The sequence below is a fragment of the Amycolatopsis sp. NPDC028719 genome (assembly GCF_055565395.1).
In genome coordinates this window covers 250,883-275,115 of sequence record NZ_JBVHUL010000004.1, presented here as the reverse complement: position 1 = coordinate 275,115, position 24,233 = coordinate 250,883, and the positions used below count along the sequence as shown (strand labels likewise).

The following is a 24,233-nucleotide window of genomic DNA, read 5'->3' as shown; positions in this document are numbered from 1 at the left end:
GCCCACGCCGAACCGTAGGCCGTCCTTCCGGTTTTACCAGCGGACCGGCGGATTCCGGCACGGTGGCGGCCGAATCGGCGTCGCGAATAGGGGTGACCCCAGCCGGCTGTCAGCCGGGTCGGAAGAACGCGAGCAATCGCTGCGCGGCGTCCGGCGACATCAGCAGTTCCTGCATCTTCGCGGACATCCGGGCGGCGGCACCGGTGCGTTCGAACATTTCGCTTTCGTACTCCTCGACGGCGGCGGCGAAGTCGTCCGGGTGCGCGGCCAGCGCGAGGCCGAGCAGGGCGCCGTCGAGCAGCGCCATGTTCGCGCCCTCGCCCACCGGCGGCATCAGGTGCGCGGCGTCGCCGACCAGGGTGACGTCCGGCTTCGACGGCCAGGTCAGCCCGATCGGCAGCGTGGCGAGCGATCGCGGCACGACCACGTCGTCGCAGGCCGCGATCAGCGCGGTGAACCGCGGGTCCCAGCCGTCGAGCAGCTCGATCAGCCGCGCGCGGGCGGCGGCCGGGTCGTCGAACGGGATCCCGCTGGTGGCGAACCAGTCTTCGCCGGTGTGGTAGAAGCTGAGGCCGATGCGGACGCGGCCGTCGCCGTTGCGTTGCGCCGAAAGGGATTTCCCGTCGCCGAGCACCCAGTAGTTGCCGCGCCCGACCATCGCCGCCAGGTCGGGGTGCGTGCGGTCGATGTCGGGGATGCCGACCTCGACGACGTTCTGGCCGAGGTGCTCCGGGCGGGCGTCGGTGAGCAGCGCGCGGACTCGGGACTGCGCGCCGTCCGCACCGACCAGCAGGTCGTACGGCGCGCTGCGGCCGTCGGCGAAGTGCACCAGGCCGTCGCCGGCGGAGGCGAACGCGTGCCCCCAGCGCACCACGTCTCCGGGCAGGGAGTCCAGCAGCAGGGCGCGCAGATCGGCGCGGTCGACCTCGGGGCGCAGTAGCGGGGCGTCGTCCGGCGTGTCCTCCTGGAGCAGCAGGGTGCCGTCGGGCTCCAGGAGCCGCATGTCCTGGCCTTCACCACGGGCGATCGCGAAGAACTTATCGAGCAGGCCGGCTTCGCGCAGCGCCCGCTGCCCGGAGTGGATGTCGAGCATGCCGCCCTGGCCGCGCGCGCCGCGTGCCGGTTCGCGTTCGTACACGACGGCGTCGATGCCCTTCACGTGCAGCACCCGGGCGAGGGCGAGGCCGCCCAGCCCGGCTCCCACGATGGCGATCGTCATGGTTCCCCCTTCGATACGGTGTATTGCACAATACAGTGTATCGAAGGATGCGTTGTACTGTCACCGGCATGGTGGTGTGGGAACGGCCGGAGCCGCCGGAACGACCGGTGCCGGCCCCGCTGAGCCGGGAGCGGATCGTCCGGGCGGCGCTCGGGCTGGCCGACGCGCACGGCCTGGAAGCCGTGTCGCTGCGCAAGGTCGCCGCCGCGCTGGACGTCGGGCCGATGCGGCTGTACGGCTACATCGGCACCAAGGAAGAGCTGCTCGACCTCATGGTCGACGCGGTGTACGCCGAGATCCGGCCGGCCGGCGACGGCTGGCGGGAGGTGCTGACCTCGGTCGCCGAGCTGACCCGGCGCGCCGTGCACCGGCACGAATGGATGGCCGACCTGATCGGCGGCCGGCCCCAGCTCGGGCCGAACGCGCTGGCCAGGGGCGAAGCCGTGCTGGCCGCGCTGGGCGGCGTCGACGTGGACATCGTCATGCCGGTGGTCACCGCGGTCGACGCGTACGTGATCGGCACGGTGCGCCGGGAGACCGCCGAGCGGCGCGCCGAACGAGCCTCCGGGATGAACCAGCGGCAGTGGCAGGCCGCCTACGGGCCCTACCTCGAGCGCATGTTCGCGACCGGCCGGTTCCCCGCGCTGGAGACGGTCGTCCGCGACGCGGCCCACCTGGACGCCGACGAGACCTTCCGGACCGGCCTCGGCTTCCTCCTCGACGGCATCGGCGCCGGCCTCCCGGACTGAGCCGTCCTTCGCGCACCGTCCACTGAGGACGGCGCTGGGCCGGGAGGGTCCTCGGGTGCCCAGAACGCTCGAAGCGCGGGAAAGGTTGCCGTACCGCTCGCGCGGAACGTTCCGCCCTCCCCGGGCCTCCGGACGGTCCTGGATTCGTCCCCGAACCTCGAGGTCACCGTGGTCGCGCAGCAGGGCCGCTGGCTGTCCGGCGACACCGTCGCACTCGACGTGACGGTGAGCAACATCGGGGACGCCGTCGCCTTCGGGACGTTCGGCACCGCCTACACGGAGTCCGGGACGCCGCTGTGGACCGACCGGGGTCAGTGGGGTGACCTCGCGGACGGCGGGACCGGCGCGCCCGTCGCGCAGGGGGAGACCCGGACCTTCCCCCTGACCGGGCAGCTGGGCACGTTCTCCGGCGACCCGGTCGTGCACGTCGAGGTGTACACCGGGCAGGACGTCGACTACAGCGACAACATCCAGCGGGTCACGCTGCCGATGGCGCGGGGCACCGAGCGGGTCGCGGGCGTGCTGTACGGGGACGCGAACGGCGACGGCAAGCCGTCCGCGGGCGAGGCCCTGGCCGGCGCCGAGGCGCACTTCATCGGCGTCGGGACGACGTCGGACCTGGTCTCCGTCACCGACGCGACGGGCCACTTCTCCTTCGACACCAGGCCGCTGACCGGTCTCTACCTCGGCTGCGCCTGGACGGCCGCGGGGCCTGCACGGCGCTCGAAGTGCGGGCCGTCCGGCCGCTGTCCGACGTGCTGCACGAGACCATCACGCTGGACAAGACGACCTACGCCGCTGGGGAGACCGGCAAGGTGACGGTCACGCTCTCCAACTCCGGCACCCGGCCGGTCTCTACCTCGGCTGCGACGCGGGCGGGTTCGGCTCGGAGCCGGCGGTGACGGACGACCAGTGGGGCGCGTTCGACTACCGGCGGCACGAGGGCACCCCTGGCCGCGGGGCAGCGGATCGTGCTCACGGCGCAGGGCAAGGTGCCCGACCGGGCCGCCTACACCGGTACGACCGGGCTCGACTGCACCGCCGGTGACGGCCACACCGGTGGTGCCCCGTACGTCTCGGTCACCGCCAAGGTGCCCGGCATGCGGGCCGACTCCCACGGACAGGTCTGGCTCGACAAGAACGGCAGCAGCACGCCGGACGCCGGCGAAGGCCTGGCGAACCGGAACCTGGTGCTGCTCGAGGCCGGCACCATCCGCGCCTGCGCCCGGACCGATGCCACCGGCTACGCGACCTTCGAGGACATGCCGGTCGGCACCTACCAGCCGCGGGTGCTCGGCCCGTGGAAGCCGGCTCCGTTCGAGGGCGACCTCGGTGTCTTCGCGCCGCCCTACGGCGGCGGCGAGTGGCACGTGCGGTTCGTCGCCACCTGATTCGTGGGCGTTCCGGACGGTGCCGAACCGTCCGGAACGCCCACCGGGGCGGGCGAGCGGCGGGTGCCGGGCAGTGGCATCCTGACCGCGGTCCCGACTCCAGAGGAGATGTTCCGGATGCAGTTCCTGCTTTCCGTGGTCCACGACCGGCCGAGCCTCGCCGACCCGGACGAGGAAGCGGCGATCGACGAGTTCAACGACCGGCTCAAGGCCGGCGGCAACTGGGTCTTCGCCGGCGGGCTCGGAACACCCGACAACGCCACCGTCATCGACAACCGGGGCAAGCAGGCGGTGATCACCGACGGTCCGTTCCTGGAGTCGAAGGAGTACCTCGCCGGGTTCTGGATCATCGAAGCACCCTCGTTCGACGTCGCGGTCAAGCTCGCGACCGAGGGTTCGGCGGCCTGCAACCGGAAGGTCGAGGTCCGGCCGGTCCTGGGCGAATGAGCGTGATCGACGTCCGCGAGGCCGTCACCCGCGCCCACCGCGAAGAGTGGGCCCGCGTGGTCGCCGCCCTGGCCCGGCGCTTCGGCGATCTCGACATCGCCGAGGAAGCGGCCGCCGAGGCGTTCGCGACCGCCGTCGAGCGGTGGCCGGCCGACGGCGTGCCGCCCAACCCCGGCGCCTGGCTGACCACGACCGCCCAGCGCAAGGCCATCGACCGGCTCCGGCGCGAGAGCAAGCGCGACGACAAGCACAAGGAAGCCGGGCTGGCGTACGACGACAGCCCGCCCGAGCCGCTCGGCGCCGTCGACGACGACCGGCTCCGGCTGATCTTCACCTGCTGCCACCCGGCGCTGGCGATGGACGCCCGCCTGGCGCTGACGCTGCGGATGGTCGGCGGCCTGACCATGCCCGAGATCGCCCGCGCCTTCCTGGTGGCCGAAAGCACCATGGGGCAGCGGATCACCCGCGCGAAAGCCAAGATCAAGGCGGCGCGCATCCCCTATCGCGTGCCGTCCGCCGAGGATCTCCCGGAACGCGTCTCGGGCGTGCTCGCCGTGTTGTTCCTCGTGTTCAACGAGGGTTACCTGGCGACCGGCCCCGACACCGACCCGGTGCGGCACGACCTGACCGCCGAGGCGATCCGGCTCACCCGCGTGATCCGTGCCCTCCTGCCGGACGACGGCGAGGTGGCCGGGCTACTGGCGCTGATGCTGCTCACCGAGGCCCGCCGCCCGGCCCGGCTCTCGGCCGCCGGTGAGCTGGTTCCCCTGGCCGAGCAGAACCGCCAGGCGTGGGACGCGACGCTGATCGCCGAGGGCCACCGGCTGGTGCGCGAGCGGCTCGCCGCGGCCGCCGCCGGGGTCGCTCCGGGCCGCTACCAGATCCTCGCGGCGATCAACGCCGTGCACACCTCCGCCGGCGACATCGGCGACACCGACTGGTCGCAGGTCCTCGCCCTCTACGACCAGCTCGTCGGCATCGACCCCTCCCCGACGATCGCCCTCAACCGGGCGATCGCGGTCGCCGAGCTCGACGGCCCGGAGGTGGCACTGTCCGCCGTGGACCGGCTCGAGGACACTTTGGCCGGGTACCACGCTTTTCACGCGACCCGCGCCGAGTTGCTGCGGCGGGCGGGCCAGGACGATCAGGCTCGGATGGCTTACGGCCGGGCCATCGAGCTGGCTGGGAACACCGCTGAGACTGCGTATCTGACCCGTCGTCGCGACCAGCTGGGGTAGCTCGGACTCACGCTCGCGGGTGGTCGGCCCGGTGTCGGAATCGGGGTACGCCTTGGCCAGTTGCTTTCACGCCTCCTCCCGTGCTGTGTTGTTGCGCCGGGTGGGCGGAGCGGGCAGGCTCGGGTGGCTTACGGCCGGGCCATCGAGTTGGCTGGGAACACCGCTGAGACTGCGTATCTGACCCGTCGTCGCGACCAGCTGGGGTAGCGCGGTTTCGCGCGCGGCCGGCCGGCCGTCGCGATCAGCTGAAACAGGCCGCAATTGCGCCGGAATCCGCGCGCCGCCGGCCCGCGGGTGCCGGAAATGTCGGCTACAGCCAGCTCATCGGCGAGTGCAGCGCGTACAACTTGCGCAACTTCGAAGGTGCAGTGCCCGACGTCCTTCGGAACGATGAACACCTGCCCTGCTCGAGATCGACGTCTCCGGGCCGCCATTGGCTCGCCGGTGTCGTCGTGAGTGTGTCAGACGAACGCACACCTGACGTTCCGAAAATTCTTTCGAATGCGGTGTCGGATCGAGTCAGGGGTGTTCGTAGTACGGATGAGAGGTCGCCCAGAAGGGGCGCCCCGACAGAGCCGAGAAGGACGTTCCTCATGACAACCGTGAAGGAGCCGGGCGCGGTCGCCACAAGCCGCTCCAGCCGCCTGATGTGGGCGATCCTGGGGGTGGTGCTGCTTGCCGACGCCCTCGACGTGATCGATGCAACAGTCACGAACATCGCCGCTCCGACCATCGCCGCCGAGCTCGGCGGCGGGGAGAGCCTGATCAAGTGGTTGGGCCCGGCGTACATGCTCGCCATGGGTGTCCTGCTCGTCGTCGGCGGGCGGCTGGGTGACAAGTTCGGCCAGCGCAAGCTCTTCCTGCTCGGCGTGGCCGGGTTCACCCTCGCGTCGGCGGTCGCCGGGTTCGCGCCCGACCCCGCTCTGCTCATCGTCGCCCGGGTCGCGCAGGGAGCGTTCGGCGCCCTGCTGATTCCGCAGGGCATGGCGATCATGACGAAGAATTTCGACCGGGAGATGCTCGGCAAAGCGTTCGGCCTGTTCGGCCCGGTGCTCGGTATTTCCAGTGTGGCCGGTCCGGTTCTGGCCGGATTCATCATCAGCGCCGACATTTTCGGCCTGACCTGGCGCCCGATTTTCCTCCTGAACCTCGTGCTCGGCATCATCGGGCTGATCGTGGCCGCCAAGGTCCTGCCGCGTGACGACGACGGCGACCGGTCCACCGTCGTCGACGGCTGGGGCTCCGGCCTGCTCGCGGTGACGATGCTCGGGCTGCTGTACGGCCTGATCGAGGGCTCGACCAACGGCTGGGGCGCGATCGCCATCGTCTCGATCGTCGTCGGCGTCCTGTTCTTCGTCGCTTTCGCCTACCGCCAGCGCACGGCGGCCGACCCGCTCATCATGCCGTCGCTCATGAAGAACCGGGGTTTCACCTCCGGCATGCTCGTCGGCCTGGTCGCGTTCGCCGCCGGCACCGGCCTGATCTTCGTGCTGTCGCTGTTCCTGCAGGAAGGTCTGCACGCCAGTGCGCGGACCACGTCGCTCGGCCTGGTGCCGCTCACCCTGGGGCTCATCGCCGCCGGGTTCGCGGCCATGGGCGGACTGGTCGCCAAGCTGGGTCGCCGGCTCGTCTTCATCGGCCTGACCGTCGCCGTCGTCGGGTGTGGCTGGGTCCTGGCCCTCGTCGCGGCCTACGGCACGGACGTCAGCCTGTGGGCGCTGGCCCCGGCGCTGCTCGTCATCGGGGTCGGCATCGGCTTCAGCTTCGCCACGATCCCCACGGTCGCCCTCGGCGACGCGAAGCCGGAAGAAGCCGGCAGCGCCAGCGGTTCGCTCAGCTCGATCCAGCAGCTCGCTTCGGCGATCGGCTCGGCTGTGGTCACGTCGATCTTCTTCCAGGCCGCCGCCGGCTCGGGGATGGCCCACGCGATGACCGTGACCCTGATCGTCGTGCTGGCCGTGACCGCGCTCAGCATCCCGATCGTCGCTCTGATGCCCCGCAAGGCGCCGGCTGGACCGCCGCCGCCCCCGGAGTGAGTCACTTTTCCGGGAAGTGACGAAATGGCCGGCCGACGTGGTGCCCCGCACCCCCTCGGCCGGCCATCTTCGTTGCCGGGCCACAGCGCTGAAGCTGCGCCCCGCACGCGGCGAAGTTACGCTCGGCCCACCTGTGGATCGTATTCGCATCGAAAGGTGGGCTCCGGCATGACGACCGTGCACCGCTCCGCCCCGGCTCCGGTCGTCCTGGCCGGGTTCCTCGCCGCGGTGGCCGCCGTCGCCGTGGTCGGCAGCCTCGCCGCCACACGGTCGCGCGATGTCTACACCGCGCTGAACCAGCCGTCGTGGGCCCCGCCGTCCTGGTTGTTCGGTCCGGTGTGGACGGTCCTCTACGGCTTGCTCGCCGTGTCCGGCTGGCTGTACTGGCGCGCCGGCGGAACCCGGCGGGAGTTCGCCTGGTACGCCGCCGGGCTGGTGCTCAACGCGGCGTGGACACCGCTGTTCTTCGCCGCCGGTGCCTACACCGTGGCGCTGATCGAGATCGTGCTCCTCGACGCCGCCATCGTCGCCACCCTGCTCGTCTTCCGCCGCCGCTCGCCGGTCGCCGCCGCCCTCCAGGTGCCCTACCTGGCCTGGACCTCGTTCGCGACGGCGCTCAACGCCGCGATCGTGGTGCTGAACTGACGTGAAGCCGTCGACGCTGGTGGACACCCTGCTCGACCGCTCCGTCGTCGCCGGCTACTCACGCCTCGGCTACGCGCTGCGGCGGCTGAGCTGGCCGGACGACGACCCCGCCCCCGACGCCCTGCACGGCCGCGTCGCGCTCGTGACGGGGGCGAGTTCCGGCCTCGGCGAGGCCACGGCGACCGGACTGGCCCGCCTGGGAGCCGGCCACGCACGTGCTCGGGCCGCTCCTGCTGACCGAGCTGCTGCGGCCCGCCCTGCGCCTTCCCGGCGGTGCGCGCGTCCTCCTGATGTCCTCCGGCGGGATGTACACGCAGTCTCTCGCCGTCGCCGATCCCGAGTACCGGCAAGGAACTTATCGCGGCGCCACCGCGTACGCGCGCACCAAACGCATGCAGGTCGAGCTCACGCCGCCGCTGGCCGAGCGCTGGCGGGCCGACGGAATCGCCGTGCACAGCCTGCACCCCGGCTGGGCCGACACCCCGGGGCTCGCCGGTTCGCTCCCGGCCTTCCGCCGGCTCGTCGGCCCGGCTCTGCGGTCTCCGGCGGAGGGCGCCGACACCGCGGTGTGGCTGGCCGCGACCCGGCCCGCGCCGCCGGCGGGGCGGTTCTGGCACGACCGGCGGCAGCGGCCCGCGCACCTGCTGCCCGGCACCCGCCCGGCGCCCGGGGAGCCCGGACGCCTGCTGCGGTACTGCCTGGACGCGATCGACCGGTGACCGCCCACCTGACGATCTTCCACGCCCTCCCGGGCGAGTTCGCCGGCTCGGTGCTCGCCGATTGCTCCGACGTCGCCGTGGCACGACGGCGTTCTCCCTGGCGGTGGCCGGGGGTTCGCTCTCTCGGCCGCGGGGTCGCGCTCGCGGTCTCCGCGCCGGAACTACCGGACCTGCACGCGACGCTCCGCGACCGCTGGCGGCCGTGGCTGACGCCGCAGGACCGGCAGCCCCCGCGGCCGCACGTCACCATCCAGAACAAGGTCGATGCCCAGGTCGCGGCGGCCACGATGCGGGCGGTGCGGGGGAACTTCGGCCCGGCGACGGCGCGGGCCACGGGCATCGCGGTCCGGCGTTACCTCGGCGGGCCGTGGCAACTGGTCTCCGTCTGCCGGTTCCGGGACTGAACCCCGGCCGCCGCGGGCGACCGGGGTTCGCGCGTCAGCGGGCTTCGATGACCGTCTTGAACTCGGCGGCGGCGCGCTCGACCTTCTTCTGCGGATCGGCCAGCAGCGAAGCGACCGCTTCGCCGAGCTTTCCGGCCGGCGGCGAGTAGTCCAGGGAGATCTCGACGCCGGTGCGGCCGTTGCCCTGGTCGTCGAAGCGGACGACGCCGGAGTTCTTCACGTCGGGATCGGCATCGTCCACCGTGGTCCACGCGATCTTGTGCGGCGGCGCGTCGTCGACGATGCGGGCTTCCCACTCCACCGACGTCCCGGCCGGCCCGTCGACCTTCCAGCGGGTGCGGGTGGCGTCACCGTCCACGGCCTCGACCGACTTGACGTCGGAAAAGACCTGCGGCAGCCGGGTCAGCGGCCGCCACCAGTCATAACACGCCTGGGCGGGGGCTTCGACCTCGATGTAGTGCGCTACTGCAGCCATTTTCGGCCTCCTCGGCAAAAGTTCGGCTGTCCCGGGCGACTCCCGGCCAGTTCGGGCTTACCCGGCACGGCCGGGGCGGCAAACAGCACCGACGGGTGATCAGCGCAACGGTTATGCAACGGTTCGGATGGCAGAAGTCCGGGTATCCGTCGAGGAAACGCAGTGTCCGACCGTCACGGAAAGAAGGTCCGCTCGTGGTCGAAGTCACCCGCACGTTCACCGTCGCCGCCGCGCCGCACGAAGTCGTGGACTACCTGAAGGACTTCGGCAACGCGACCGAGTGGGATCCCGGCACCCGCTCGTGCGACCGGCTGGGGGCCGGGCCGATCGGGGTGGGCGCCCGCTGGCGCAACGTCTCGAAGATCGGCGGGGTGGAGACCGAGCTGACCTACGAGCTCACCCGCCTGGAACCGGGACGCGTCGTGTTCAGCGGCCGCAACGACACCGCCACCACGACCGACGACATCGGCGTCACCGCGGCGGGCAGTGGCAGCACCCTCACCTACCACGCCACGATCGAGTTCCAGGGCGCCGCGAAACTGGGTGCGCCGATCGCGAAGGTCGTGTTCGAAAAGGTCGGCGCCGACACCGAAGAAAGCCTCACCCGGGTCTTCGGCGCGGTGGGAACCCAGTGATCCGCCGCGCGCGGTGATCACCGAGGCGCGCGGGGCAGCAGGAGCACGGCCCAGACCACCTTGCCGCCGGAGTGCGTCCGGGACCAGCCGGCCGCGTGCGCGAGGTGGGCGACGAGCCGCAGCCCGCTGCGCGGTTCCGGCGTCCGCGGGCCCGGCCGGGCAGTGAGACGGGCCGGGTGTCGTCGTCGGCGACCGCGACGGTCAGCCGGCCCTGCCGCAGTTCGAGGCGCAGGCGCGCCGGTGACGAACCGCGTCGCCGCCGGGACGCTCCGCGGCGAGGACGGCAACCATAGTTCGGGGCGGCGGCTCGCCGAAGTTGTCCAGCGCGGCGAGCACGGTGGGCTCGACCGCGACGAAGTGCCGCATCAGGCCGGGCCACGACAGCGTTCCGTGCGCCGCCCCGGGAACCACCACCAGCCGCATCGGCGACCACTGCGTGACGCGCAGCCACACGGTGATGAACACGTTGGCGAGGTAGTCGCTGGTGATTTCGAGCTGATCGAGGTCGACGATCACCGCGCGAGGCTGATCGGCCGCGCACTTGAGCAGTGCGTCGCGCAGGACCGGGTAGGTGCGGATGTCCAGCACACCCGCCGGGCGGACGATCGTCGCCTCTGATCGCTCGAGCCCGGATCGCGCCCAGAACGACAGAGATTACGCCGTAAGAAGCGACACCAATAGCGTTAATCGCCAGGTCCACCCGATTCGGTGAATGTGGAGAAAGAATCACGAGTAACGTTACGAGATCACCAGCGACTTACGGCAGCGAGGCGTTCGTGCTTGCGCTTTCTTTCAGCCCGATTCGTCCGTGACGCCGTGTTCCGCGCCGACCGGTTTGGACTCCGGGGAGCCGCGCTGGCGCAGGTAGACGCTGAACACCGCCATCGAACCGATGGCGAGGAACTCGGACTGCCAGTTCTGGAGCGTCCGGTTCCAGAAGTCGGCCGACACGAGGTACCCGCCCCAGGAGACCGGGTCGCCGAAGTCGCTCAGCTGCTCCGCGTTGTACGCGCTCACCCCGGCCACGGACTGGGCGAGCCAGGAAAGCAGGAAGATCCCGGCCATGACCAGGCCGAGGGAGCGGGCGAACACGGCGGTCCGCCAGCCGCCCGCTTTCGCCCACCGCGGTGAGCCGCTGTGCACGTGGCGCCCGAGCAGCTGGTCCTGGTCGCTTTCCGGCCCGACTCCGGCGAGGGGCTTGGACTCGGGGGAGCCGCGCTGCACCAGCCAGACGGTGGCGAAGACGTAGAGGAAGAACTGCAGGTATTCGGACTGCCAGTTCTCGGCGACGTCGACGGCGAACGACGACGAAGTGAGGTAGTCGAGCAGCCCGATCGGCTGGGTGCCGTGGGCGAGTTGCCGGTCGTTGAAGTCGGCGAGGCCGGACCAGGTCTGACCGGCGAGGCTGACCAGGAACAGGCCGCCGAAGGCGAGGGAGAGGCCGTTGTCGCGGGCGAAGGTCCGGATGCTCATCGGCCCAGCGCCCCGATCAGGATGAAGTACGCCAGCCCGGCGAGGACCAGGACCAGGTAGGCGGCGAAGACCGGCCGGGCCTTCATCGTCCACCGACCGTGCAGTCGTAGACCTGCTCGTTGCGGGGATGGCAGCCGGCGCCGGTGACGCGCCAGCCGTCGGGGAAGTCGTGCAGGAACAGGGTGTCGGCCGTGGAGCGGGCCTGGGCTTCGTCGCCCCAGGCCGAGACGGACACGACGGGCGCGTGGGGCAGCTCGGCGAGCACCTGCCCGCACCCGGCGGGGCCGAGGGCGTCACGGGCCCGCGGAGCGAGCAAGGCGCAGGTTTCGGTGTCCGAACCCGCCGCGGCAGCGGTGACGAAGTGCCGAGCGGCCGCTTCGGCGTCCGGTGCGTCGGCGGCGCCGCAGGCGGCCGTCGAAACCAGCAACGCGACGGTGGCCAGGCCACCGATGATCTTGCGCACGCTCACGGCTACCCACTTTCGCGACGCTCACACCTCTCGGCATCACCCGGTCGCCGACGGCACGGAGAGGGCCGCCGGGGCCGGTTCGGGTTCTTGCCGGGATCGAGGTGGCGAGGGCGAGTGCCGGGCGCGGCTGGTTCGAGTTCTTGTCGGGGCTGAGGTGGCGAGGGCGAGTGCCGGGCGCGGCCGGTTCGAGTTCTTCCCGAACCGAACCGGCGAGGGCGAGTGCCGGGCGCGGCCGGCTCGTGTTCTTGCCGGGACCGAGCCGGCGAGGCCGAGCGCCCCGCGCGCTGACCACTGCCGAGGCGAGTCCGGGTTCGTGGCCGATGCCCGCACCGCCGTCGGCGAGCACGTACCGGCCCGGCGGCCGGGTTCGCCGCACTCGGCCGTGCGGGCCGTCGCCGCCGGCACCTCCGCGGGTGAATCCCTTGCCCGGCAAGGCGTTTCCCGGGCCGGTCGCCGGGTACACCGTCGCCGGATCACCCCCGATCGGCCGAGGAGGCCGTCATGCCGCTGCTCACCCGCATCCTCGGTGGGGCCACCACGGCCTACAGCCTCGCGATCATCGCGGCACCACGCCTGCTCGCGAAACCGTGCGGGCTGACCACCGCGACCGGCGAGGTCTCACCGGGTGTCCGCCCGCTGATCGGCGGGATCGGCGCCCGCGACGTCGTCATCGGCGTCGCGATGATGGCCGCTCCGCCCGGCCGGCCCCTGCGGCTGGCCGTCGCGGGACGGGTGGCCGCCGACCTCTCCGACGCGCTGATCTTCGGGCTTTCCCTGCCGGACCGCGCGGCGCGCCGGAAGGTCGCCGCCTTCGCGACGGGCTGGGCGGCCCTGTGCGCGGTGTCCGCGTTGGCCCGGTGAACGTCGACTTGCCACCCGGGCCGGGGCAGCGGAGGAGTTCGGCCGGTCGGGTGGTTCGCGCGCGGCAGCTCCCGGACTCGGCCCGCGGGCGACCTGACCACGGCGAGCGGATCGCCGAGCTGCCCCGTCTCCTCGAGCCGGCGGTGTCGGGCTACTTCCGGGCTCGCGCGGTTTCGCGGCGGCTCGCCTTTTCCAGCGCGTCAACCAATTCTTCCTTCGACATCCGCGACCGCCCGGGGATGCCGAGCTGCTTGGCCCGCTCGTAGAGGTGCGTCTTGCCGGCGCGGGCGTCGACACCCCCGCGGGTCGGCCGCTCACGCCGGCCGGCGCCGCCGGCCGCCTGGTCGTCGGACGGGCCACGTCGCGGCTTCGGTTCCCAGTGGTCGCCTACCTTCTCGAACGAGTGCTTCACCGCCGCGTACGCGGTCTGCTGCGCCCGTCGCCCCGGCCCGTAGGTCTCGAGCGCGGAGTCGTGCGCCGCGACCCAGGTGTCCTGGGCCTTGCGCGGGGAACGCAGCAGCGTGCCGGGCAGGTCGTCGCGTCCGGGCATCGCCGCTCCTTTCTTCGGTGGCACTGGACGGCTTCCCCGCCACGCGCCCGCGAAACCCGGTGTAGGGGCGCACCCGGCGGGTACCCGGCTGGGCACCCCCAACGAGAGGAGTCGTCGTGTCGACCACCGAAACCGGCCAGACGACCGGAACGCGGGACAAGGACTACAACCTCATCTGGTTTACGGAAGCGTGCCTGAGCAACGCGCTGCGCATGGAGACCTACGCGCAGGACGCCGAGCGAGACGGCGACACCGAGCTGGCGGAGTTCTTCCGCCGGGCGCAAGGAGAAAGCCAGAAGGGCGCCGAGCAGGGCAAGCAGCTGCTCAAGCAGCGCCTCTGAACCACGGCCGGATCGCCGCGGCGGGGACGCAGTGAACGACCCTTTCACCTCATCTGACGAGGTGAAAGGGTCGTTCACGGCATCGCCGGACCCCGCTCGCCCCGAGGAGGCGGTTACCCCGCTCACGCCGGGGTAGCCGCCCTGCTCCGGCGCGAAAGGAGCACACCGATGTCTCCGCTCGACCCGCCCTCGGGGGACTCGCTGACCTTCGTCGGCACGGCCACCACGCTGCTCCGGCTGGGGCCGTTCACCTTGCTCACCGACCCGAACTTCCTGCACCGCGGGCAATGGTCGTACTTCGGCCAAGGCCTGTTCTCCCGCCGGCGGACGGAACCCGCGCTGCAGCCGCGGGATCTCCCGCCCTTGACGGCGGTGGTGTTGTCGCACCTGCACGGCGACCACTTCGACCGCGTCGCGTCCCGGGAACTTCCCCGGGACGTGCCGATCCTGACCACCGGGCACGCGGCCGCCCGGCTGCAACGCCGCGGGTTCCACGCGCCGCTCCCGCTGCCCACGTGGCACTCCGAGTCGTTCTCCGACGGCGACGCCCGGCTGACCGTGACCTCGGTGCCCGCCCGGCACGGCCCCGGCGTCCTCGACCGCGTCCTGCCGCCGGTCATGGGCAGCGTGCTGGAGTACCGGGCCACCCTCGAAGCGGACCCGCTGCGGATCTACCTCAGCGGCGACACCGTCCTCCACGACGAGCTGGGGACGATCCGCGACCGGTTCCCCGACCTCGACCTGGCCGTGGTGCACCTGGGCGGCACGCGCGCTTTCGGCGTGCTGGTCACGCTGGACCACCGCGGCGGCGTCGACCTGCTGAACCTGCTGGAGCCGCGGCGAGCCGTGCCGGTGCACTTCGACGACTACGGCCTCTTCCGGTCGCCGGTGTCGAACTTCCTGCAGGAGGTCCGGATCCGGAAACCGCGCACCGAAGTGCACCTGCTGCAGCGCGGCGAGGTGCTGGCCCTGTGAGCCACGAAGTCCCCGTGAGCCGCGAAGTCCGCCGCGCCCGGTCCGGCTGGGCCGGCGCCGCGATCGGCGTCGGGGTCGCGGCGTTCGTCGACGAGACGGTGTTCCACCAGCTGCTGCACTGGCACCACTTCTACGACCGCTCGACGACGGACGCCGGCCTGGTCTCCGACGGGCTGTTCCACGCCTTCGGCTGGGTCGCGCTCGTCCTGGGCTTCGTGGTGGTGGCCGACCTGCGCCGCGGCGACCGGCTTTCCGGCCGGGCCACGGCCGGCGGGATCCTCGCCGGCGGCGGGGCGTTCCAGCTCTACGACGGCACGATCCAGCACAAGCTGCTGGGCCTGCACCAGATCCGCTACGACGTCGACCTCGCGCCGTACGACTGGACGTGGAACGTCGTCGCGGTCGTCCTGCTGGCCGCGGGGGCGTGGTTGCTCCGCTCCGCGCAGTCCAGGACGGCCTGACGGTGCTGCACCACACCGCCCCGGTCGTCCTGATCGCCGTCGTCGCTTACGAAACGGGCGCCGCGCGGCTTCGTCGGCGCGGGGACCGCTGGCCGGTGGCGCGCGACCTGGCGTTCGCGGCGGGTGGGGTCGTGGTCCTGGGTGCGGGCGGGGTGCCGGGGTTCGCCGGGCACATGGTGCAGCACGTGCTGCTGGGCATGATCGCGCCCGTGTTGCTGGTGCTGAGCCGGCCGGTGACGGTGCTGCTGCGTGCCGCACCGACGCGGGCGCGACGCCGGCTCAAGCGGGTGCTGACGTCACGGTTCGCCGCCGTCCTGGTGTTCCCGCCCGTGGCGGCCCTCCTGGAGGCGAGCGGCTTGTGGGTGCTCTACCGGACCGGGCTCTACGCCGCGACGGAACGGAATCCCTGGCTGCACGGGGTGGTGCAGCTGCACGTGTTCCTGGTCGGCGTGCTGTTCGCGGCTTCGCTGTGCCAGCTGGATCCGGTGCGGCACCGGTACGGGGCGGCCCTGCGGGCCGCGGCGCTCGTGGCCGCCGCGGCGGCGCACGCCGTGCTGGCCAAGACGCTGTACCTGGCGCCGCCACCCGGTGTCGCGCTCGCGGACGCCGATGCGCGGATCGCCGCGGAAGTCATGTACTACGGGGGCGATCTGGCCGAGCTGGCGCTGGCCGCGGTGATCGCCGCGCAGTGGTACGCCCGGCGCGGGCGCGAGCTGCGCAGGACGGGCGCCGTCGCGGGATCGCCCTGATGGTGGTGCTCAACCCGTTGCCGGGCAACGGCTTCGGGATGCGGACGCCGGGACGAGCACCTTGCCCGGCCCGGCGTCCGCGTTCCGTTCGGGGAACCGGGATCACGCGGTGGTCCGCGGCCCCCGGGCGCCCCGCGCGGTCCGGCCGGTGAGCAGGCCGAGCGCGATCATGCCGATCCCGAGGCCGAGGTGGAGCCAGTTGTCGGCGCCGTTGACCGGGACGAAGTTGGCGTCGCTGCCGTGGTTGATCAGCAGCCCGTAGAGCCACAGCACCAGGTAGACGACGCCGCCGGCGACCAGGTACAGGAACGCGCCGCGCGGGGTGCGGGCCGCGGCGAGGCCGACGACGCCGAAGAGCAGGTGGACGATGTTGTGCAGCACGGACACCATGAACACACCGAGCAGCATGGCCATGGAGTCGTGCCCGGCGAAGCTCAGCTGGTCGTAGTTCGTGGTGATCCCGGGGACGAACCCGAGGACGCCGACGAGCAGGAAAACGACCGCGACGACGGTCGCGGCGAGCTGACCGGCGGTGCGGCCGGTGCGGGTGGGGGTACCTGTCGACATGGCTTTCCTTCCGGGGGTGGTCTGGCTTCGCGCCGGACATACCCGGCAACCGGCGTGCTAATCCCGCCCTCGCCGGCCGGCGGGCAACGGTTTCACCACGGACGCCGGTACCCCTGACGGCGACGGTTCTCCACGGCCGCGCCGGGTACCCGGCTCGCTCGACGAACCGGAGGAAGCGATGCTGAAAGTGACCGTCGACGACCTGCGCGAGCTGCTCGCGTCGCCGATACCCGACCCGGTGCTGGTGCTGACCGGTGGCCGGATCCGCGTCGAACCCGCCGACGCGGAGACCGCCGGAGCCAGTGACGTGATCACCCGCGACGAGCTGCGGCACCGGCTGGCCGACGCGGCGGAGGTCACCGACCGCGACCTCGAACTGATCGCGGCGACCCTCACCACGGCGGTCGTCCAGCGCGGCGGCTGACCGGCCGGGTGGTCCCGGACGGCTCTACGCGGCCGCGGGCGGCGTGGCCCGGCAGGGATCAGCGCGGCTCGTCCTCGACGTGCAGCGCCCCCTGCTCGGGCCCGGCGGACGGGGCCGTACCGGCGTCGACGGCCACCTCGTCGGGCTCGGTGTCGACCGGCGGGCCGTCGCCGCCGACCGGTTCGAGCTGGATCGGACGCTGCGCCGCCGAGCCGGCCTCCGGGTCTTCCCGTTCCCAGGCGGGGGACTCGAGGCCATCCGGTGCGCGGTCGCCGTCCAGTTCGAGCTGTTCCTGCTGTTCCGAGCGGACGGCATCCTGTTCGGACATCTTCGTTTCCTTCCGATCGTGCGCGGTCGGGAATCGCCCGCACGGCTACCCGCGATCTCGGGGGAAGACCGTCCTCGACCTCACCTGAGCGGCGGTCCTACCCCGTCGGTTCCTGGTCCCGGTCTTCGGCGGATTCCCCGGGCGCGGCCGCTTCGCGTGCCGCGTCCTGCTCGCGCTTTCCCTCGGCGACCCAACGCTCGTTCCCGGTCGCCTGCCCGGCGATCTCCTCCGCCTTGCCCGCGAGTCCGGCGGCCCCGTCCCCGATCCGGTCGCTCATCGACGCTCACCTCCGCGCGGTGGATTCCCCCGGCCGGCGCGGCGAAACGGCTCCGGTTCGGCGCGGCCATCACGGTGCGCGCGAGCTCGCGGGGTCGGAGACCTGCGGGCGGTCCGGGACCGCCCGGCCCGATCCGGCGGACGTCGCCCGCGCGGGGACCGACCACAGCATCGACCCGGCACCGGAGCCGGGCGGACCGGACGGGCTCAGTCCCAGCGGGCGTCGGGGTCGGCCCGGCCGTCCGCGGCGTCGTTCACCACCGCGATGATCCGGCGGGCCTCGCCTTCCTGGCCCTCGGCGGTCCCGGTGACGTCGAGGTCGTCGCGGGCCTGGTCACGCCGGCACGCGTGCCAGACCTGGAGGATGCCGACCGCCTCGTTCGCCTCCGCCCGCAGCCGTACGCGCTCCAGCAAGCGGCGCGCGGCGTCCTCCCGCGCCGGCTCGGAACGGGACGCGGAAGAGGTCATGGGGTCCACGGTCCTCGCTTCCGGGGAGGAAAGCGAGCGGGCAGCCTGTTCCGCCTGGTCCGGGCCGGCGATCGCGGGCCGCCGCACCTCGCCCAGATCGGCCGGTTGGGTACCCGGCGTCCGGGTAACCCCGGTCGGCGGAGGGGCCGGTGGAGGTGGTGCCGCGTGAATCCCGAACTGCCGCTGACCGACGAGCTGGCGGCCGTGTTCGCCCGGATGGCCGGCCTGCTGCTGTCGGCCGAGACGGTCGATTCGACGCTGCGGCTGGTGACCAAACTGGCCAAGGAGACCTTCCCGGGCACCGCCGGCGCGGGCTTGAGCATGGTCGATCCGCACGGGGCGCGGGTCACGACCGCTCCCACGGACGAAGTCGTCGAGCAGGCCGACCGGATCCAGTACGAGACCGGAACCGGCCCCTGCCTGCTGGCGTGGACCGACCGCACCGTGGTGCGGGTGGACGACCTCGCCCGGGACACCCGCTGGCCGCACTGGGCGCGCCGGGCGCACGACCTGGGGCTGCGGGCGTCGCTGAGCGCACCGCTGGTCGCCGGGGACGCCGGGCTGGGCGCGCTGAAGGTCTACGGCGACCGGCCGCGTGCCTACGGCTCGCGGGAGGAGTCGCTGCTGGGCATGTTCGCGACGCAGGCCGCGGTGCTGGTGGCGAACGCGAAGTCCCACGCCGACGCGAACCGTGCGAGCACCCGGCTCGCGGCGTCGGTGCGGGGCCGGGACACCGTGAACATCGCCAAGGGAATCCTGATGGCGCAAGGTCACGTCGACGAGCAGTCGGCCTTCCTGCAGCTGGCCCAGAGCGCGCGGGAGAGCCGCCAGTCCCTGGTCAAGACCGCCGAAGACGTGGCCCGGACGACCCTGAGGCGCCGGCGGTGAGCGAGCGGGACGCCGGGCACCAGCAGCGCGCGGCCGCCTCCGCGTTCGCCCGGGCCGAACTGACCGCGGAAGAGCTGTGGCTCCGCTACTTCGAGCTGGGTGGCAGCCTCGGACTGCTCGACGTCGAGGCTTACCTGCACGGCGCGCTCCAGTTGCCGCGGCTGGACCGCGACATCGTGGCGCACGTGGTGAACGAGCGCCTCGACGAGCTGACCTGGCACCGGCGCGCGTCCTACAGCCGCACGATCCGCGAGGTGGTGCCGCGCGGCGCCCCGCTGACCGCGCTGACGACGCTGCTGGAGGGCGTGGAGCTGGCGCCGCCGGAGCGGTTGCCGGCACTGGTCGCGGACGCGGGCGAGGCGCTCGGGATCCGGCTGACCGTCTACCTCGCCGACTACGAGCAGCGGTCCCTGCGGCCGGTGCCCGGCGCCCGCACCGGGGCCACCGCCCTGGACATCGACACGACGCTGGCCGGGCGGGCGTACCGGCGCCTGGAGATCCTCCCGGCGGAGACCGAGCCGCCCCGGCTGTGGCTGCCGCTGCTGGACGGCGTCGAGCGGCTCGGCGTGCTGGCGGCCGAGGTCGCCTCGGTGACCGACCTGTACGACCCCGGCCTGCGCACGCAGTGCCGGTGGGCGGCCTCGCTGATCGGCCACCTCGTCGTGGCGATGACGAACTACGGCGACGGCCTCGACGTCGTGCGCCGCCGACTGTCGCGCACGGTCGCCGGCGAACTGATCTGGTCGCTCCTGCCGCCGTTGACCGCCGGGGTCGACGGGTTCGTGGTCAGCGGCGTCGTCGAACCGCGGCACGCCGTGGCCGGGGACGCGTTCGACTACGCGCTGTCCGAGGACACCGCCCGGTTGCTCATCGTCGACGCGGTGGGACACGACCTGCGCAGCGGCCTGCTCGCCGCCACGACCGTCGCGGCGTACCGGGCCGTCCGGCACACGGGCGGCGGGCTCTACGAGCAGGCGCGCCTGATCGACGAGACGCTCGGCCGCACCTTCGGTGACACCGCCTACGTGACCGCCGTCCTGGCGGAGGTGGACCTGCGGAGCGGGCGCTTGCGCTACGTCAACGCCGGGCACCCGCAACCGTGGATCATGCGGGCCGGGCGGGTGGTCAAGCCGCTCACCGGTGGCCGGCGGCTGCCGCTCGGGCTCGGGCCCGGACGCGAGTTCGTCCTCGGGGAGGAACGGCTGCAACCCGGGGACTGGCTGGTGCTGCACTCCGACGGCATCACGGAAGCCCGGAACGCCGCGGGCGAGTTCTTCGGCGACGACCGGCTGGCGGACTTCCTCGAGCGGGAAGCCGCGGCCGGCTACCCGCCGCCGGAGACGGTCCGCCGGCTCATCCAGGCGGTGTCGGCCCACCAGGACGGCCGGTTCCAGGACGACGCCACCGTGTTGCTCGCGCAGTGGACCGATCCGCGCCGGGTGCTGCCCTGAGCCGGCGTCACGTCCGTGCTCGAAGATCCACCCGGCGCGTGCCGTCGGTCACACTCCCCTCCGGTGTCCACATCGGACTGACGATGGTGCCCGGCTCAGTCGGCGGGCAGGTCGATCTCCTCGTGGCGGGCGGCGAGGGTGTGGGCGAGGTCCGCCAGCTTGACGTTGAGGTCCTGCGACGTGTGGCGGAGCAGGTCGAACGCCTCGTCCGCGGAGACGCCCCGGCGAGCCATGATGATGCCTTTGGCCTGCCCGATCACGTCCCGGCTCTCGATGGCCTTCCGCAGGTGCGTGGCCTGCAGCTGGCTGTGGGTCACGGCGTCGGTGGTGGCGAGGGCCAGTGACGCGTGGGTGGCCAGCAGCAGGAGCGCGTCGCGGTCGGCGTGGTCCAGACCGTGTGGTGACCGCGAATAGACGTTGAGGGCACCGGCCGAGCGGCCGGTCGGCGCACCGGTGATCAACGCCGTGGAGACCACGGAGCCGATGCCGAGGGCCGCGGCGGCCGGCGCCCACCGCGGCCAGCGCCGCTCGGTGGCGAGGTCCGACGCGGCCGCCAGGGCGGGCCCGGCCTCGTCGGCGGCCTCGACGCACGGTCCCTCGTGGAACCGGTACTGCAGCCGGTCCAGTTCGCTCGCCACGTCGTCGGTCTCGACCGGGGTGTGCAGCGCGCCGTCGGCGGCGATCAGCGTGAAGCTGGCCAGATCGGCGGCCGGGACCAGGACGGTCGCGGCCTCCAGCACTTGCCGCAGCACGTCTTCGATCGTGCTCGCGGTGAGGAGGGTGGCGGTCAGTTCGGCGAACTGCCGGGCCAGCGGGCCGGTGCGAGGCCCGTCCCGGGTGGTTTCCGCGACGAAGGCCGCTTTGTCGTGCTGCCATTCCTGGTCGTCGGTCATGCCCATCTCCCGATCGCTGGTGTGCGGGGAAGACGGCTGTGTGTTCAACCATCGCGCGGGCGGAACTCTACCGCCGGGGCACCAGGGCCTTGACGACGGCTTCCTGCCGGCGCGGCCGGGTGCGCCGGCAGGAAGCCGTGGGCCAGAGGTGAGCCGTGCCCGAGCCGTGGGACGCGCCGGCGTGACCCGGGCACCCTCCACTTTGGATGATCGCGCCGTTCGGCGCCGGACGTAACCAAGGCCACAGTGAAGCGCTTGCCCGGCACCGTGGACAACCTCGGACGCAAGACACCGGCGGCGCTTCACCGCGCGGCAGCGAGGTCCAGTGCGATGTCGGTGATCATGTCCTCCTGGCCGCCGACCATGCCCCGCCGGCCGACCTCCACGAGGATCGTCCGGGTGTCCAAGCCGTAGCGCACCGCGGCCGCCTCGGCGTGGCGGAGGAAGCTCGAGTACACGCCCGCGTAGCCGAGGCTGAGAGTCTCGCGGTCGACGCGCACCTCGCGGTCCTGCAGCGGGCGCACCAGGTCGTCGGCGGCGTCCATGAGCGGGAACAGCTCGCAGCCGTGGTCCCAGCCCATCAGGTCGGCCACCGCGATGAACGCCTCCAACGGGCAGTTGCCCGCGCCGGCGCCCTGCCCGGCCAGGGACGCGTCGACCCGGACCACGCCGTTTTCGACCGCGACGACGCTGTTGGCGACGCCGAGCGCGAGGTTGTGGTGGGCGTGGATGCCGATCTGCGTCTCCGGTTCGAGGACGTCCCGGTAGGCGCGGACGCGGTCGCGGACACCGTCCATGGTGAGGCGGCCGCCGGAGTCGGTGACGTAGACGCACGCGGCGCCGTAGGACTCCATGAGCTTGGCCTGCTTCGCGAGCTCGTCCGGCTCGGCCATGTGCGACATCATCAGGAACCCGGCGACGTCCATGCCGAGTTCGCGGGCGGCGCCGATGTGCTGCGCGGAGATGTCGGCCTCGGTGCAGTGCGTGGCGATCCGGACCGAGCGGACGCCGAGGCGGTGCGCCTCCCGCAGGTCGCGCAGGGTGCCGATGCCGGGCAGCAGCAAGGTGGTCGGGACGGCACGGCGGGTGACGTCGCAGACCGCTTCGATCCACTCCCAGTCGGTGTGCGCGCCGACGCCGTAGTTGATGCTGGAGCCGGACAGCCCGTCCCCGTGGGCGATCTCGATCGCGGCCACGCCGGCCGCGTCCAGCGCCCCGGCGATCGCCCGCGCCTGCTCGACGCTGTAGCGGTGCCGGATGGCGTGCATGCCGTCCCGCAGGGTGACGTCCTGGATGTACAGCTCGGTCATCGGAGGGCCTCCTGGTGCGCGGCCATGCGTTCGGCGGTCCGCAGCGCGGCCGAGGTCATGATGTCGAGGTTGCCGGCGTAGGCGGGCAGGTAGTGCGCGGCGCCCTCGACCTCGAGGAACACCGAAACCTTGACCGCGTCGGAGGGTGCTTCGCGCGGGACCAGCCGGTGCAGCGGGTCGTCGGTGGTGACCGTCTCGAACTGGACCTTCTGCTTCAGCCGGTAACCCGGGACGTAGGCCTGCACCCGTCCGACCATCTCCTCGATGGACGCGGTGACGGCTTCGGTGTCCACACCGGACACGAGGCAGTGCACGGTGTCGCGCATGATCAGCGGCGGCTCGGCGGGATTGAGGACGATGATGGCCTTGCCCCGCGCAGCTCCGCCGACCTTTTCGATCGCCGACGCGGTGGTCTCGGTGAACTCGTCGATGTTGGCCCGCGTGCCCGGGCCCGCCGAGCGCGACGAGATCGACGCGATGATCTCGCCGTAGTGCACCGGCGTCGCCGCGGCGACCGCGGCCACGATCGGGATGGTGGCCTGGCCGCCGCAGGTGACCATGTTGACGTTGGGAGCGCCGAGGTGCTCGCCGAGGTTGACCGGCGGCACGACGTAGGGCCCGAGGGCGGCGGGCGTGAGGTCGATGACGGTGCGGCCGAGGGCGCGCAGGACCTCGTCGTGGTGGCGGTGCGCGCCCGCCGAGGTGGCGTCGAAGACGTAGCGGACGTCGGCGAATTCGTCCAGCCGCACGAGACCGTCGACGCCCTCGTGCGTGGTGGCGACCTTGAGCCGGCGAGCCCGGGCGAGCCCGTCGGATTCGGGGTCGATGCCGGCCATGGCGGCGACGTCGAGGTGGTCCGACAGCCGCAGGACCTTGATCATCAGGTCGGTGCCGATGTTGCCCGGGCCGATGATCGCCACTTTCGGTCGATCGGTCATGAGCCGGCTCCTTCCGGGGCGAAGCTGATCGTGACGGAGCCGAGGCCGGAGATCCGGGCGGTGAAGACGTCGCCGGGCGTGACGGTGACCATGGGGCCCAGCGCACCGGTGAGGACGATGTCGCCGGCCCGCAGCGGTTCGCCCCGCCGGGCGAGGGCCGAGGCGAGCCAGGCCGCGGCGTTGAGCGGGTCGCCGAGGCAGTCCCGGCCGCTGCCCGCCGAGACGAGCTCGCCGTCGCGGTGCAGCTGCATCTCGACTTCGGCGGGTTCGAGGTCGTCGAGGGACACGCGGGTGTCACCGAGGACGAACAGGCCGGACGAGGCGTTGTCGGCGACCGTGTCGACGATGGTGATGTCCCAGCCGGCGATCCGGCTGTCGACGATCTCGAGGGCCGGGGCGAGGAACGCCGTGGCCGCGCGCACGTCGGCGATCGTGCAGTCCGGACCGGGCAGGTCGGCGCCGAGGATCAGCGCGATTTCCGCTTCCACCTTGGGCTGCAGCAGCCGGCCCGCGGGAACCGTGCCCTCGTTGTCGAGGGCCATGTCGGCGAACAACGCCCCGAAGTCGGGCTGGTCCACGCCCAGCTGGCGCTGCACGGCCGGCGAGGTCAGGCCGATCTTGCGCCCGACCAGGCGCTGCCCGGCCGCGAGGACGCGCTCGACGGTGAGCCGCTGCACCTCGTAGGCCGCGTCGATGTCACCGTCGGCGAAGAGGTCGCGGATCGGCGGACACGGCGTGGCGGTCTCGGCCGCGGCCGCGAGCACGTCCGCGGCCTTGGGGACAGCCTCGTTCATCGGGTACCTCCGGAAGCGGGAATGAGATGTGCCAGGTATAGGCGGAGCGCACGCGGTAT

At 72.4% G+C, this 24,233-nt stretch carries 32 protein-coding genes and 1 pseudogene; 19 read left to right on the top strand and 14 right to left on the bottom strand.

Going from position 1 to position 24,233, the window contains the following annotated elements; all coding sequences use genetic code 11:
- Positions 1 to 109: 109 nt before the first annotated feature.
- On the bottom strand, positions 110 to 1,219 hold the full coding sequence (locus tag ACZ4TR_RS19760) for an FAD-dependent oxidoreductase (RefSeq protein ID WP_465288394.1): 1,110 nt from the start codon (positions 1,217 to 1,219) through the stop codon (positions 110 to 112).
- Between the two features lie 68 nt (positions 1,220 to 1,287).
- Between ACZ4TR_RS19760 and ACZ4TR_RS19755 the strand changes: the two genes are divergently transcribed.
- The 10 genes and pseudogenes from ACZ4TR_RS19755 (at position 1,288) to ACZ4TR_RS19710 (ending at position 8,848) form a co-directional block, all read left to right on the top strand.
- Positions 1,288 to 1,968, top strand: coding sequence for a TetR/AcrR family transcriptional regulator (locus ACZ4TR_RS19755; RefSeq protein ID WP_465288393.1), 681 nt, complete (start codon positions 1,288 to 1,290; stop codon positions 1,966 to 1,968).
- Between the two features lie 168 nt (positions 1,969 to 2,136).
- Positions 2,137 to 2,787 carry a hypothetical protein gene (locus tag ACZ4TR_RS19750; protein WP_465288392.1) on the top strand — a complete coding sequence of 217 codons (651 nt, stop codon included), beginning with the start codon at positions 2,137 to 2,139 and terminating at the stop codon, positions 2,785 to 2,787.
- 152 nt (positions 2,788 to 2,939) lie between these two features.
- Positions 2,940 to 3,359 carry a hypothetical protein gene (locus tag ACZ4TR_RS19745; protein WP_465288391.1) on the top strand — a complete coding sequence of 140 codons (420 nt, stop codon included), beginning with the start codon at positions 2,940 to 2,942 and terminating at the stop codon, positions 3,357 to 3,359.
- Positions 3,360 to 3,476: 117 nt separating this feature from the next.
- Complete coding sequence (locus ACZ4TR_RS19740) at positions 3,477 to 3,806, top strand: YciI family protein (RefSeq protein ID WP_364521721.1); 330 nt, start codon at positions 3,477 to 3,479, stop codon at positions 3,804 to 3,806.
- Between the two features lie 2 nt (positions 3,807 to 3,808).
- Positions 3,809 to 5,044 carry an RNA polymerase sigma factor gene (locus ACZ4TR_RS19735; protein ID WP_465288952.1) on the top strand — a complete coding sequence of 412 codons (1,236 nt, stop codon included), beginning with the start codon at positions 3,809 to 3,811 and terminating at the stop codon, positions 5,042 to 5,044.
- Positions 5,045 to 5,108: 64 nt separating this feature from the next.
- Positions 5,109 to 5,251, top strand: a pseudogene (locus ACZ4TR_RS19730) (RNA polymerase sigma factor); the annotation flags it as partial.
- 386 nt (positions 5,252 to 5,637) lie between these two features.
- Positions 5,638 to 7,080, top strand: coding sequence for an MFS transporter (locus ACZ4TR_RS19725; protein ID WP_465288390.1), 1,443 nt, complete (start codon positions 5,638 to 5,640; stop codon positions 7,078 to 7,080).
- 168 nt (positions 7,081 to 7,248) lie between these two features.
- Entirely contained in the window at positions 7,249 to 7,725 is a 477-nt protein-coding gene (locus ACZ4TR_RS19720; RefSeq protein ID WP_465288389.1) for a TspO/MBR family protein, read from the top strand.
- A 215-nt stretch (positions 7,726 to 7,940) separates the two neighbouring features.
- Positions 7,941 to 8,444 carry a Rossmann-fold NAD(P)-binding domain-containing protein gene (locus ACZ4TR_RS19715; RefSeq protein ID WP_465288388.1) on the top strand — a complete coding sequence of 168 codons (504 nt, stop codon included), beginning with the start codon at positions 7,941 to 7,943 and terminating at the stop codon, positions 8,442 to 8,444.
- Positions 8,441 to 8,848: a 2'-5' RNA ligase family protein gene (locus ACZ4TR_RS19710; protein WP_465288387.1), complete on the top strand. Its 408-nt coding sequence runs from the start codon at positions 8,441 to 8,443 to the stop codon at positions 8,846 to 8,848. Before ACZ4TR_RS19715 ends, ACZ4TR_RS19710 begins: the two co-directional genes overlap by 4 nt.
- A 34-nt stretch (positions 8,849 to 8,882) precedes the next feature.
- Here ACZ4TR_RS19710 and ACZ4TR_RS19705 read toward each other — a convergent pair whose 3' ends face one another.
- Positions 8,883 to 9,323, bottom strand: coding sequence for an SRPBCC family protein (locus tag ACZ4TR_RS19705; RefSeq protein ID WP_364521654.1), 441 nt, complete (start codon positions 9,321 to 9,323; stop codon positions 8,883 to 8,885).
- Between the two features lie 194 nt (positions 9,324 to 9,517).
- Between ACZ4TR_RS19705 and ACZ4TR_RS19700 the strand changes: the two genes are divergently transcribed.
- Entirely contained in the window at positions 9,518 to 9,958 is a 441-nt protein-coding gene (locus tag ACZ4TR_RS19700) for an SRPBCC family protein (protein WP_465288385.1), read from the top strand.
- Between the two features lie 201 nt (positions 9,959 to 10,159).
- On the opposite strand, the gene ACZ4TR_RS19695 is transcribed toward ACZ4TR_RS19700, so the two are convergent.
- The 3 genes from ACZ4TR_RS19695 to ACZ4TR_RS19685 form a co-directional block, all read right to left on the bottom strand.
- Positions 10,160 to 10,474: a hypothetical protein gene (locus tag ACZ4TR_RS19695; protein WP_465288384.1), complete on the bottom strand. Its 315-nt coding sequence runs from the start codon at positions 10,472 to 10,474 to the stop codon at positions 10,160 to 10,162.
- Between the two features lie 276 nt (positions 10,475 to 10,750).
- The gene (locus tag ACZ4TR_RS19690) at positions 10,751 to 11,431 is read right to left on the bottom strand and encodes a DUF6766 family protein (RefSeq protein ID WP_465288383.1); all 681 of its coding nucleotides are present in this window, start codon (positions 11,429 to 11,431) and stop codon (positions 10,751 to 10,753) included.
- A gap of 82 nt (positions 11,432 to 11,513) precedes the next feature.
- Positions 11,514 to 11,900 carry a hypothetical protein gene (locus tag ACZ4TR_RS19685; protein ID WP_465288382.1) on the bottom strand — a complete coding sequence of 129 codons (387 nt, stop codon included), beginning with the start codon at positions 11,898 to 11,900 and terminating at the stop codon, positions 11,514 to 11,516.
- A gap of 501 nt (positions 11,901 to 12,401) precedes the next feature.
- Here ACZ4TR_RS19685 and ACZ4TR_RS19680 point away from each other — a divergent pair.
- On the top strand, positions 12,402 to 12,761 hold the full coding sequence (locus ACZ4TR_RS19680; protein WP_465288381.1) for a hypothetical protein: 360 nt from the start codon (positions 12,402 to 12,404) through the stop codon (positions 12,759 to 12,761).
- Positions 12,762 to 12,912: 151 nt separating this feature from the next.
- Here the strand turns inward: ACZ4TR_RS19680 and ACZ4TR_RS19675 are convergent, their stop codons facing one another.
- Positions 12,913 to 13,311, bottom strand: coding sequence for a ChaB family protein (locus ACZ4TR_RS19675; RefSeq protein ID WP_465288379.1), 399 nt, complete (start codon positions 13,309 to 13,311; stop codon positions 12,913 to 12,915).
- A gap of 116 nt (positions 13,312 to 13,427) precedes the next feature.
- Between ACZ4TR_RS19675 and ACZ4TR_RS19670 the strand changes: the two genes are divergently transcribed.
- The 4 genes from ACZ4TR_RS19670 to ACZ4TR_RS19655 all read left to right on the top strand — a co-directional run bounded on the left by ACZ4TR_RS19670 (position 13,428) and on the right by ACZ4TR_RS19655 (position 15,837).
- The gene (locus ACZ4TR_RS19670; RefSeq protein WP_364521647.1) at positions 13,428 to 13,652 is read left to right on the top strand and encodes a hypothetical protein; all 225 of its coding nucleotides are present in this window, start codon (positions 13,428 to 13,430) and stop codon (positions 13,650 to 13,652) included.
- A 168-nt stretch (positions 13,653 to 13,820) separates the two neighbouring features.
- Entirely contained in the window at positions 13,821 to 14,627 is an 807-nt protein-coding gene (locus ACZ4TR_RS19665; protein WP_465288378.1) for an MBL fold metallo-hydrolase, read from the top strand.
- A gap of 14 nt (positions 14,628 to 14,641) precedes the next feature.
- Positions 14,642 to 15,088 (top strand): DUF2243 domain-containing protein, encoded by a 447-nt coding sequence (locus ACZ4TR_RS19660; RefSeq protein ID WP_465288377.1) that lies wholly within the window; start codon positions 14,642 to 14,644, stop codon positions 15,086 to 15,088.
- Positions 15,052 to 15,837 (top strand): cytochrome c oxidase assembly protein, encoded by a 786-nt coding sequence (locus tag ACZ4TR_RS19655; RefSeq protein WP_465288376.1) that lies wholly within the window; start codon positions 15,052 to 15,054, stop codon positions 15,835 to 15,837. The genes ACZ4TR_RS19660 and ACZ4TR_RS19655 overlap by 37 nt, the downstream gene beginning before the upstream one ends.
- Positions 15,838 to 15,939: 102 nt before the next feature.
- On the opposite strand, the gene ACZ4TR_RS19650 is transcribed toward ACZ4TR_RS19655, so the two are convergent.
- On the bottom strand, positions 15,940 to 16,404 hold the full coding sequence (locus tag ACZ4TR_RS19650) for a DUF4383 domain-containing protein (RefSeq protein ID WP_465288375.1): 465 nt from the start codon (positions 16,402 to 16,404) through the stop codon (positions 15,940 to 15,942).
- A 178-nt stretch (positions 16,405 to 16,582) separates the two neighbouring features.
- Between ACZ4TR_RS19650 and ACZ4TR_RS19645 the strand changes: the two genes are divergently transcribed.
- Positions 16,583 to 16,828: a hypothetical protein gene (locus ACZ4TR_RS19645; RefSeq protein ID WP_465288374.1), complete on the top strand. Its 246-nt coding sequence runs from the start codon at positions 16,583 to 16,585 to the stop codon at positions 16,826 to 16,828.
- Positions 16,829 to 16,886: 58 nt separating this feature from the next.
- Here the strand turns inward: ACZ4TR_RS19645 and ACZ4TR_RS19640 are convergent, their stop codons facing one another.
- The 3 genes from ACZ4TR_RS19640 to ACZ4TR_RS19630 all read right to left on the bottom strand — a co-directional run bounded on the left by ACZ4TR_RS19640 (position 16,887) and on the right by ACZ4TR_RS19630 (position 17,900).
- A complete protein-coding gene (locus tag ACZ4TR_RS19640; RefSeq protein ID WP_465288373.1) occupies positions 16,887 to 17,156 on the bottom strand; it encodes a hypothetical protein in 270 nt (89 codons plus the stop codon).
- A 97-nt stretch (positions 17,157 to 17,253) separates the two neighbouring features.
- Positions 17,254 to 17,433 (bottom strand): CsbD family protein, encoded by a 180-nt coding sequence (locus ACZ4TR_RS19635; RefSeq protein ID WP_465288372.1) that lies wholly within the window; start codon positions 17,431 to 17,433, stop codon positions 17,254 to 17,256.
- 206 nt (positions 17,434 to 17,639) lie between these two features.
- Positions 17,640 to 17,900, bottom strand: a complete 261-nt coding sequence (locus tag ACZ4TR_RS19630; protein ID WP_465288371.1) for a hypothetical protein — start codon at positions 17,898 to 17,900, stop codon at positions 17,640 to 17,642.
- Between the two features lie 165 nt (positions 17,901 to 18,065).
- Here ACZ4TR_RS19630 and ACZ4TR_RS19625 point away from each other — a divergent pair, with 165 nt between their 5' ends.
- Both ACZ4TR_RS19625 and ACZ4TR_RS19620 read left to right on the top strand, forming a co-directional pair.
- Positions 18,066 to 18,788, top strand: coding sequence for a GAF and ANTAR domain-containing protein (locus ACZ4TR_RS19625; RefSeq protein ID WP_465288370.1), 723 nt, complete (start codon positions 18,066 to 18,068; stop codon positions 18,786 to 18,788).
- A complete protein-coding gene (locus ACZ4TR_RS19620) occupies positions 18,785 to 20,239 on the top strand; it encodes a PP2C family protein-serine/threonine phosphatase (RefSeq protein WP_465288368.1) in 1,455 nt (484 codons plus the stop codon). The genes ACZ4TR_RS19625 and ACZ4TR_RS19620 overlap by 4 nt, the downstream gene beginning before the upstream one ends.
- Positions 20,240 to 20,334: 95 nt before the next feature.
- Here the strand turns inward: ACZ4TR_RS19620 and ACZ4TR_RS19615 are convergent, their stop codons facing one another.
- The 4 genes from ACZ4TR_RS19615 to ACZ4TR_RS19600 form a co-directional block, all read right to left on the bottom strand.
- Positions 20,335 to 21,132 (bottom strand): GAF and ANTAR domain-containing protein, encoded by a 798-nt coding sequence (locus tag ACZ4TR_RS19615; RefSeq protein WP_465288367.1) that lies wholly within the window; start codon positions 21,130 to 21,132, stop codon positions 20,335 to 20,337.
- Between the two features lie 302 nt (positions 21,133 to 21,434).
- On the bottom strand, positions 21,435 to 22,442 hold the full coding sequence (dmpG, locus tag ACZ4TR_RS19610) for a 4-hydroxy-2-oxovalerate aldolase (RefSeq protein WP_465288366.1): 1,008 nt from the start codon (positions 22,440 to 22,442) through the stop codon (positions 21,435 to 21,437).
- Positions 22,439 to 23,380, bottom strand: coding sequence for an acetaldehyde dehydrogenase (acetylating) (locus ACZ4TR_RS19605; protein ID WP_465288365.1), 942 nt, complete (start codon positions 23,378 to 23,380; stop codon positions 22,439 to 22,441). Before ACZ4TR_RS19605 ends, dmpG begins: the two co-directional genes overlap by 4 nt.
- On the bottom strand, positions 23,377 to 24,174 hold the full coding sequence (locus tag ACZ4TR_RS19600) for a 2-keto-4-pentenoate hydratase (RefSeq protein WP_465288364.1): 798 nt from the start codon (positions 24,172 to 24,174) through the stop codon (positions 23,377 to 23,379). The genes ACZ4TR_RS19605 and ACZ4TR_RS19600 overlap by 4 nt, the downstream gene beginning before the upstream one ends.
- Positions 24,175 to 24,233 lie beyond the last annotated feature (59 nt).

Excerpts from the sequence above, each read along its gene's own strand:
- ACZ4TR_RS19760 (WP_465288394.1), bottom strand. The coding sequence starts at position 1,219 with ATGACGATCGCCATCGTGGGAGCCGGGCTGGGCGGCCTCGCCCTCGCC.
- ACZ4TR_RS19605 (WP_465288365.1), bottom strand. The coding sequence starts at position 23,380 with ATGACCGATCGACCGAAAGTGGCGATCATCGGCCCGGGCAACATCGGC.
- ACZ4TR_RS19740 (WP_364521721.1), top strand. The coding sequence starts at position 3,477 with ATGCAGTTCCTGCTTTCCGTGGTCCACGACCGGCCGAGCCTCGCCGAC.
- ACZ4TR_RS19675 (WP_465288379.1), bottom strand. The coding sequence starts at position 13,311 with ATGCCCGGACGCGACGACCTGCCCGGCACGCTGCTGCGTTCCCCGCGC.
- ACZ4TR_RS19665 (WP_465288378.1), top strand. The coding sequence starts at position 13,821 with ATGTCTCCGCTCGACCCGCCCTCGGGGGACTCGCTGACCTTCGTCGGC.
- ACZ4TR_RS19615 (WP_465288367.1), bottom strand. The coding sequence starts at position 21,132 with ATGACCGACGACCAGGAATGGCAGCACGACAAAGCGGCCTTCGTCGCG.
- ACZ4TR_RS19725 (WP_465288390.1), top strand. The coding sequence starts at position 5,638 with ATGACAACCGTGAAGGAGCCGGGCGCGGTCGCCACAAGCCGCTCCAGC.
- ACZ4TR_RS19720 (WP_465288389.1), top strand. The coding sequence starts at position 7,249 with ATGACGACCGTGCACCGCTCCGCCCCGGCTCCGGTCGTCCTGGCCGGG.
- ACZ4TR_RS19630 (WP_465288371.1), bottom strand. The coding sequence starts at position 17,900 with ATGACCTCTTCCGCGTCCCGTTCCGAGCCGGCGCGGGAGGACGCCGCG.
- ACZ4TR_RS19600 (WP_465288364.1), bottom strand. The coding sequence starts at position 24,174 with ATGAACGAGGCTGTCCCCAAGGCCGCGGACGTGCTCGCGGCCGCGGCC.
- ACZ4TR_RS19650 (WP_465288375.1), bottom strand. The coding sequence starts at position 16,404 with ATGTCGACAGGTACCCCCACCCGCACCGGCCGCACCGCCGGTCAGCTC.
- ACZ4TR_RS19645 (WP_465288374.1), top strand. The coding sequence starts at position 16,583 with ATGCTGAAAGTGACCGTCGACGACCTGCGCGAGCTGCTCGCGTCGCCG.
- ACZ4TR_RS19705 (WP_364521654.1), bottom strand. The coding sequence starts at position 9,323 with ATGGCTGCAGTAGCGCACTACATCGAGGTCGAAGCCCCCGCCCAGGCG.
- dmpG (WP_465288366.1), bottom strand. The coding sequence starts at position 22,442 with ATGACCGAGCTGTACATCCAGGACGTCACCCTGCGGGACGGCATGCAC.
- ACZ4TR_RS19755 (WP_465288393.1), top strand. The coding sequence starts at position 1,288 with ATGGTGGTGTGGGAACGGCCGGAGCCGCCGGAACGACCGGTGCCGGCC.
- ACZ4TR_RS19680 (WP_465288381.1), top strand. The coding sequence starts at position 12,402 with ATGCCGCTGCTCACCCGCATCCTCGGTGGGGCCACCACGGCCTACAGC.
- ACZ4TR_RS19640 (WP_465288373.1), bottom strand. The coding sequence starts at position 17,156 with ATGTCCGAACAGGATGCCGTCCGCTCGGAACAGCAGGAACAGCTCGAA.
- ACZ4TR_RS19690 (WP_465288383.1), bottom strand. The coding sequence starts at position 11,431 with ATGAGCATCCGGACCTTCGCCCGCGACAACGGCCTCTCCCTCGCCTTC.
- ACZ4TR_RS19635 (WP_465288372.1), bottom strand. The coding sequence starts at position 17,433 with ATGAGCGACCGGATCGGGGACGGGGCCGCCGGACTCGCGGGCAAGGCG.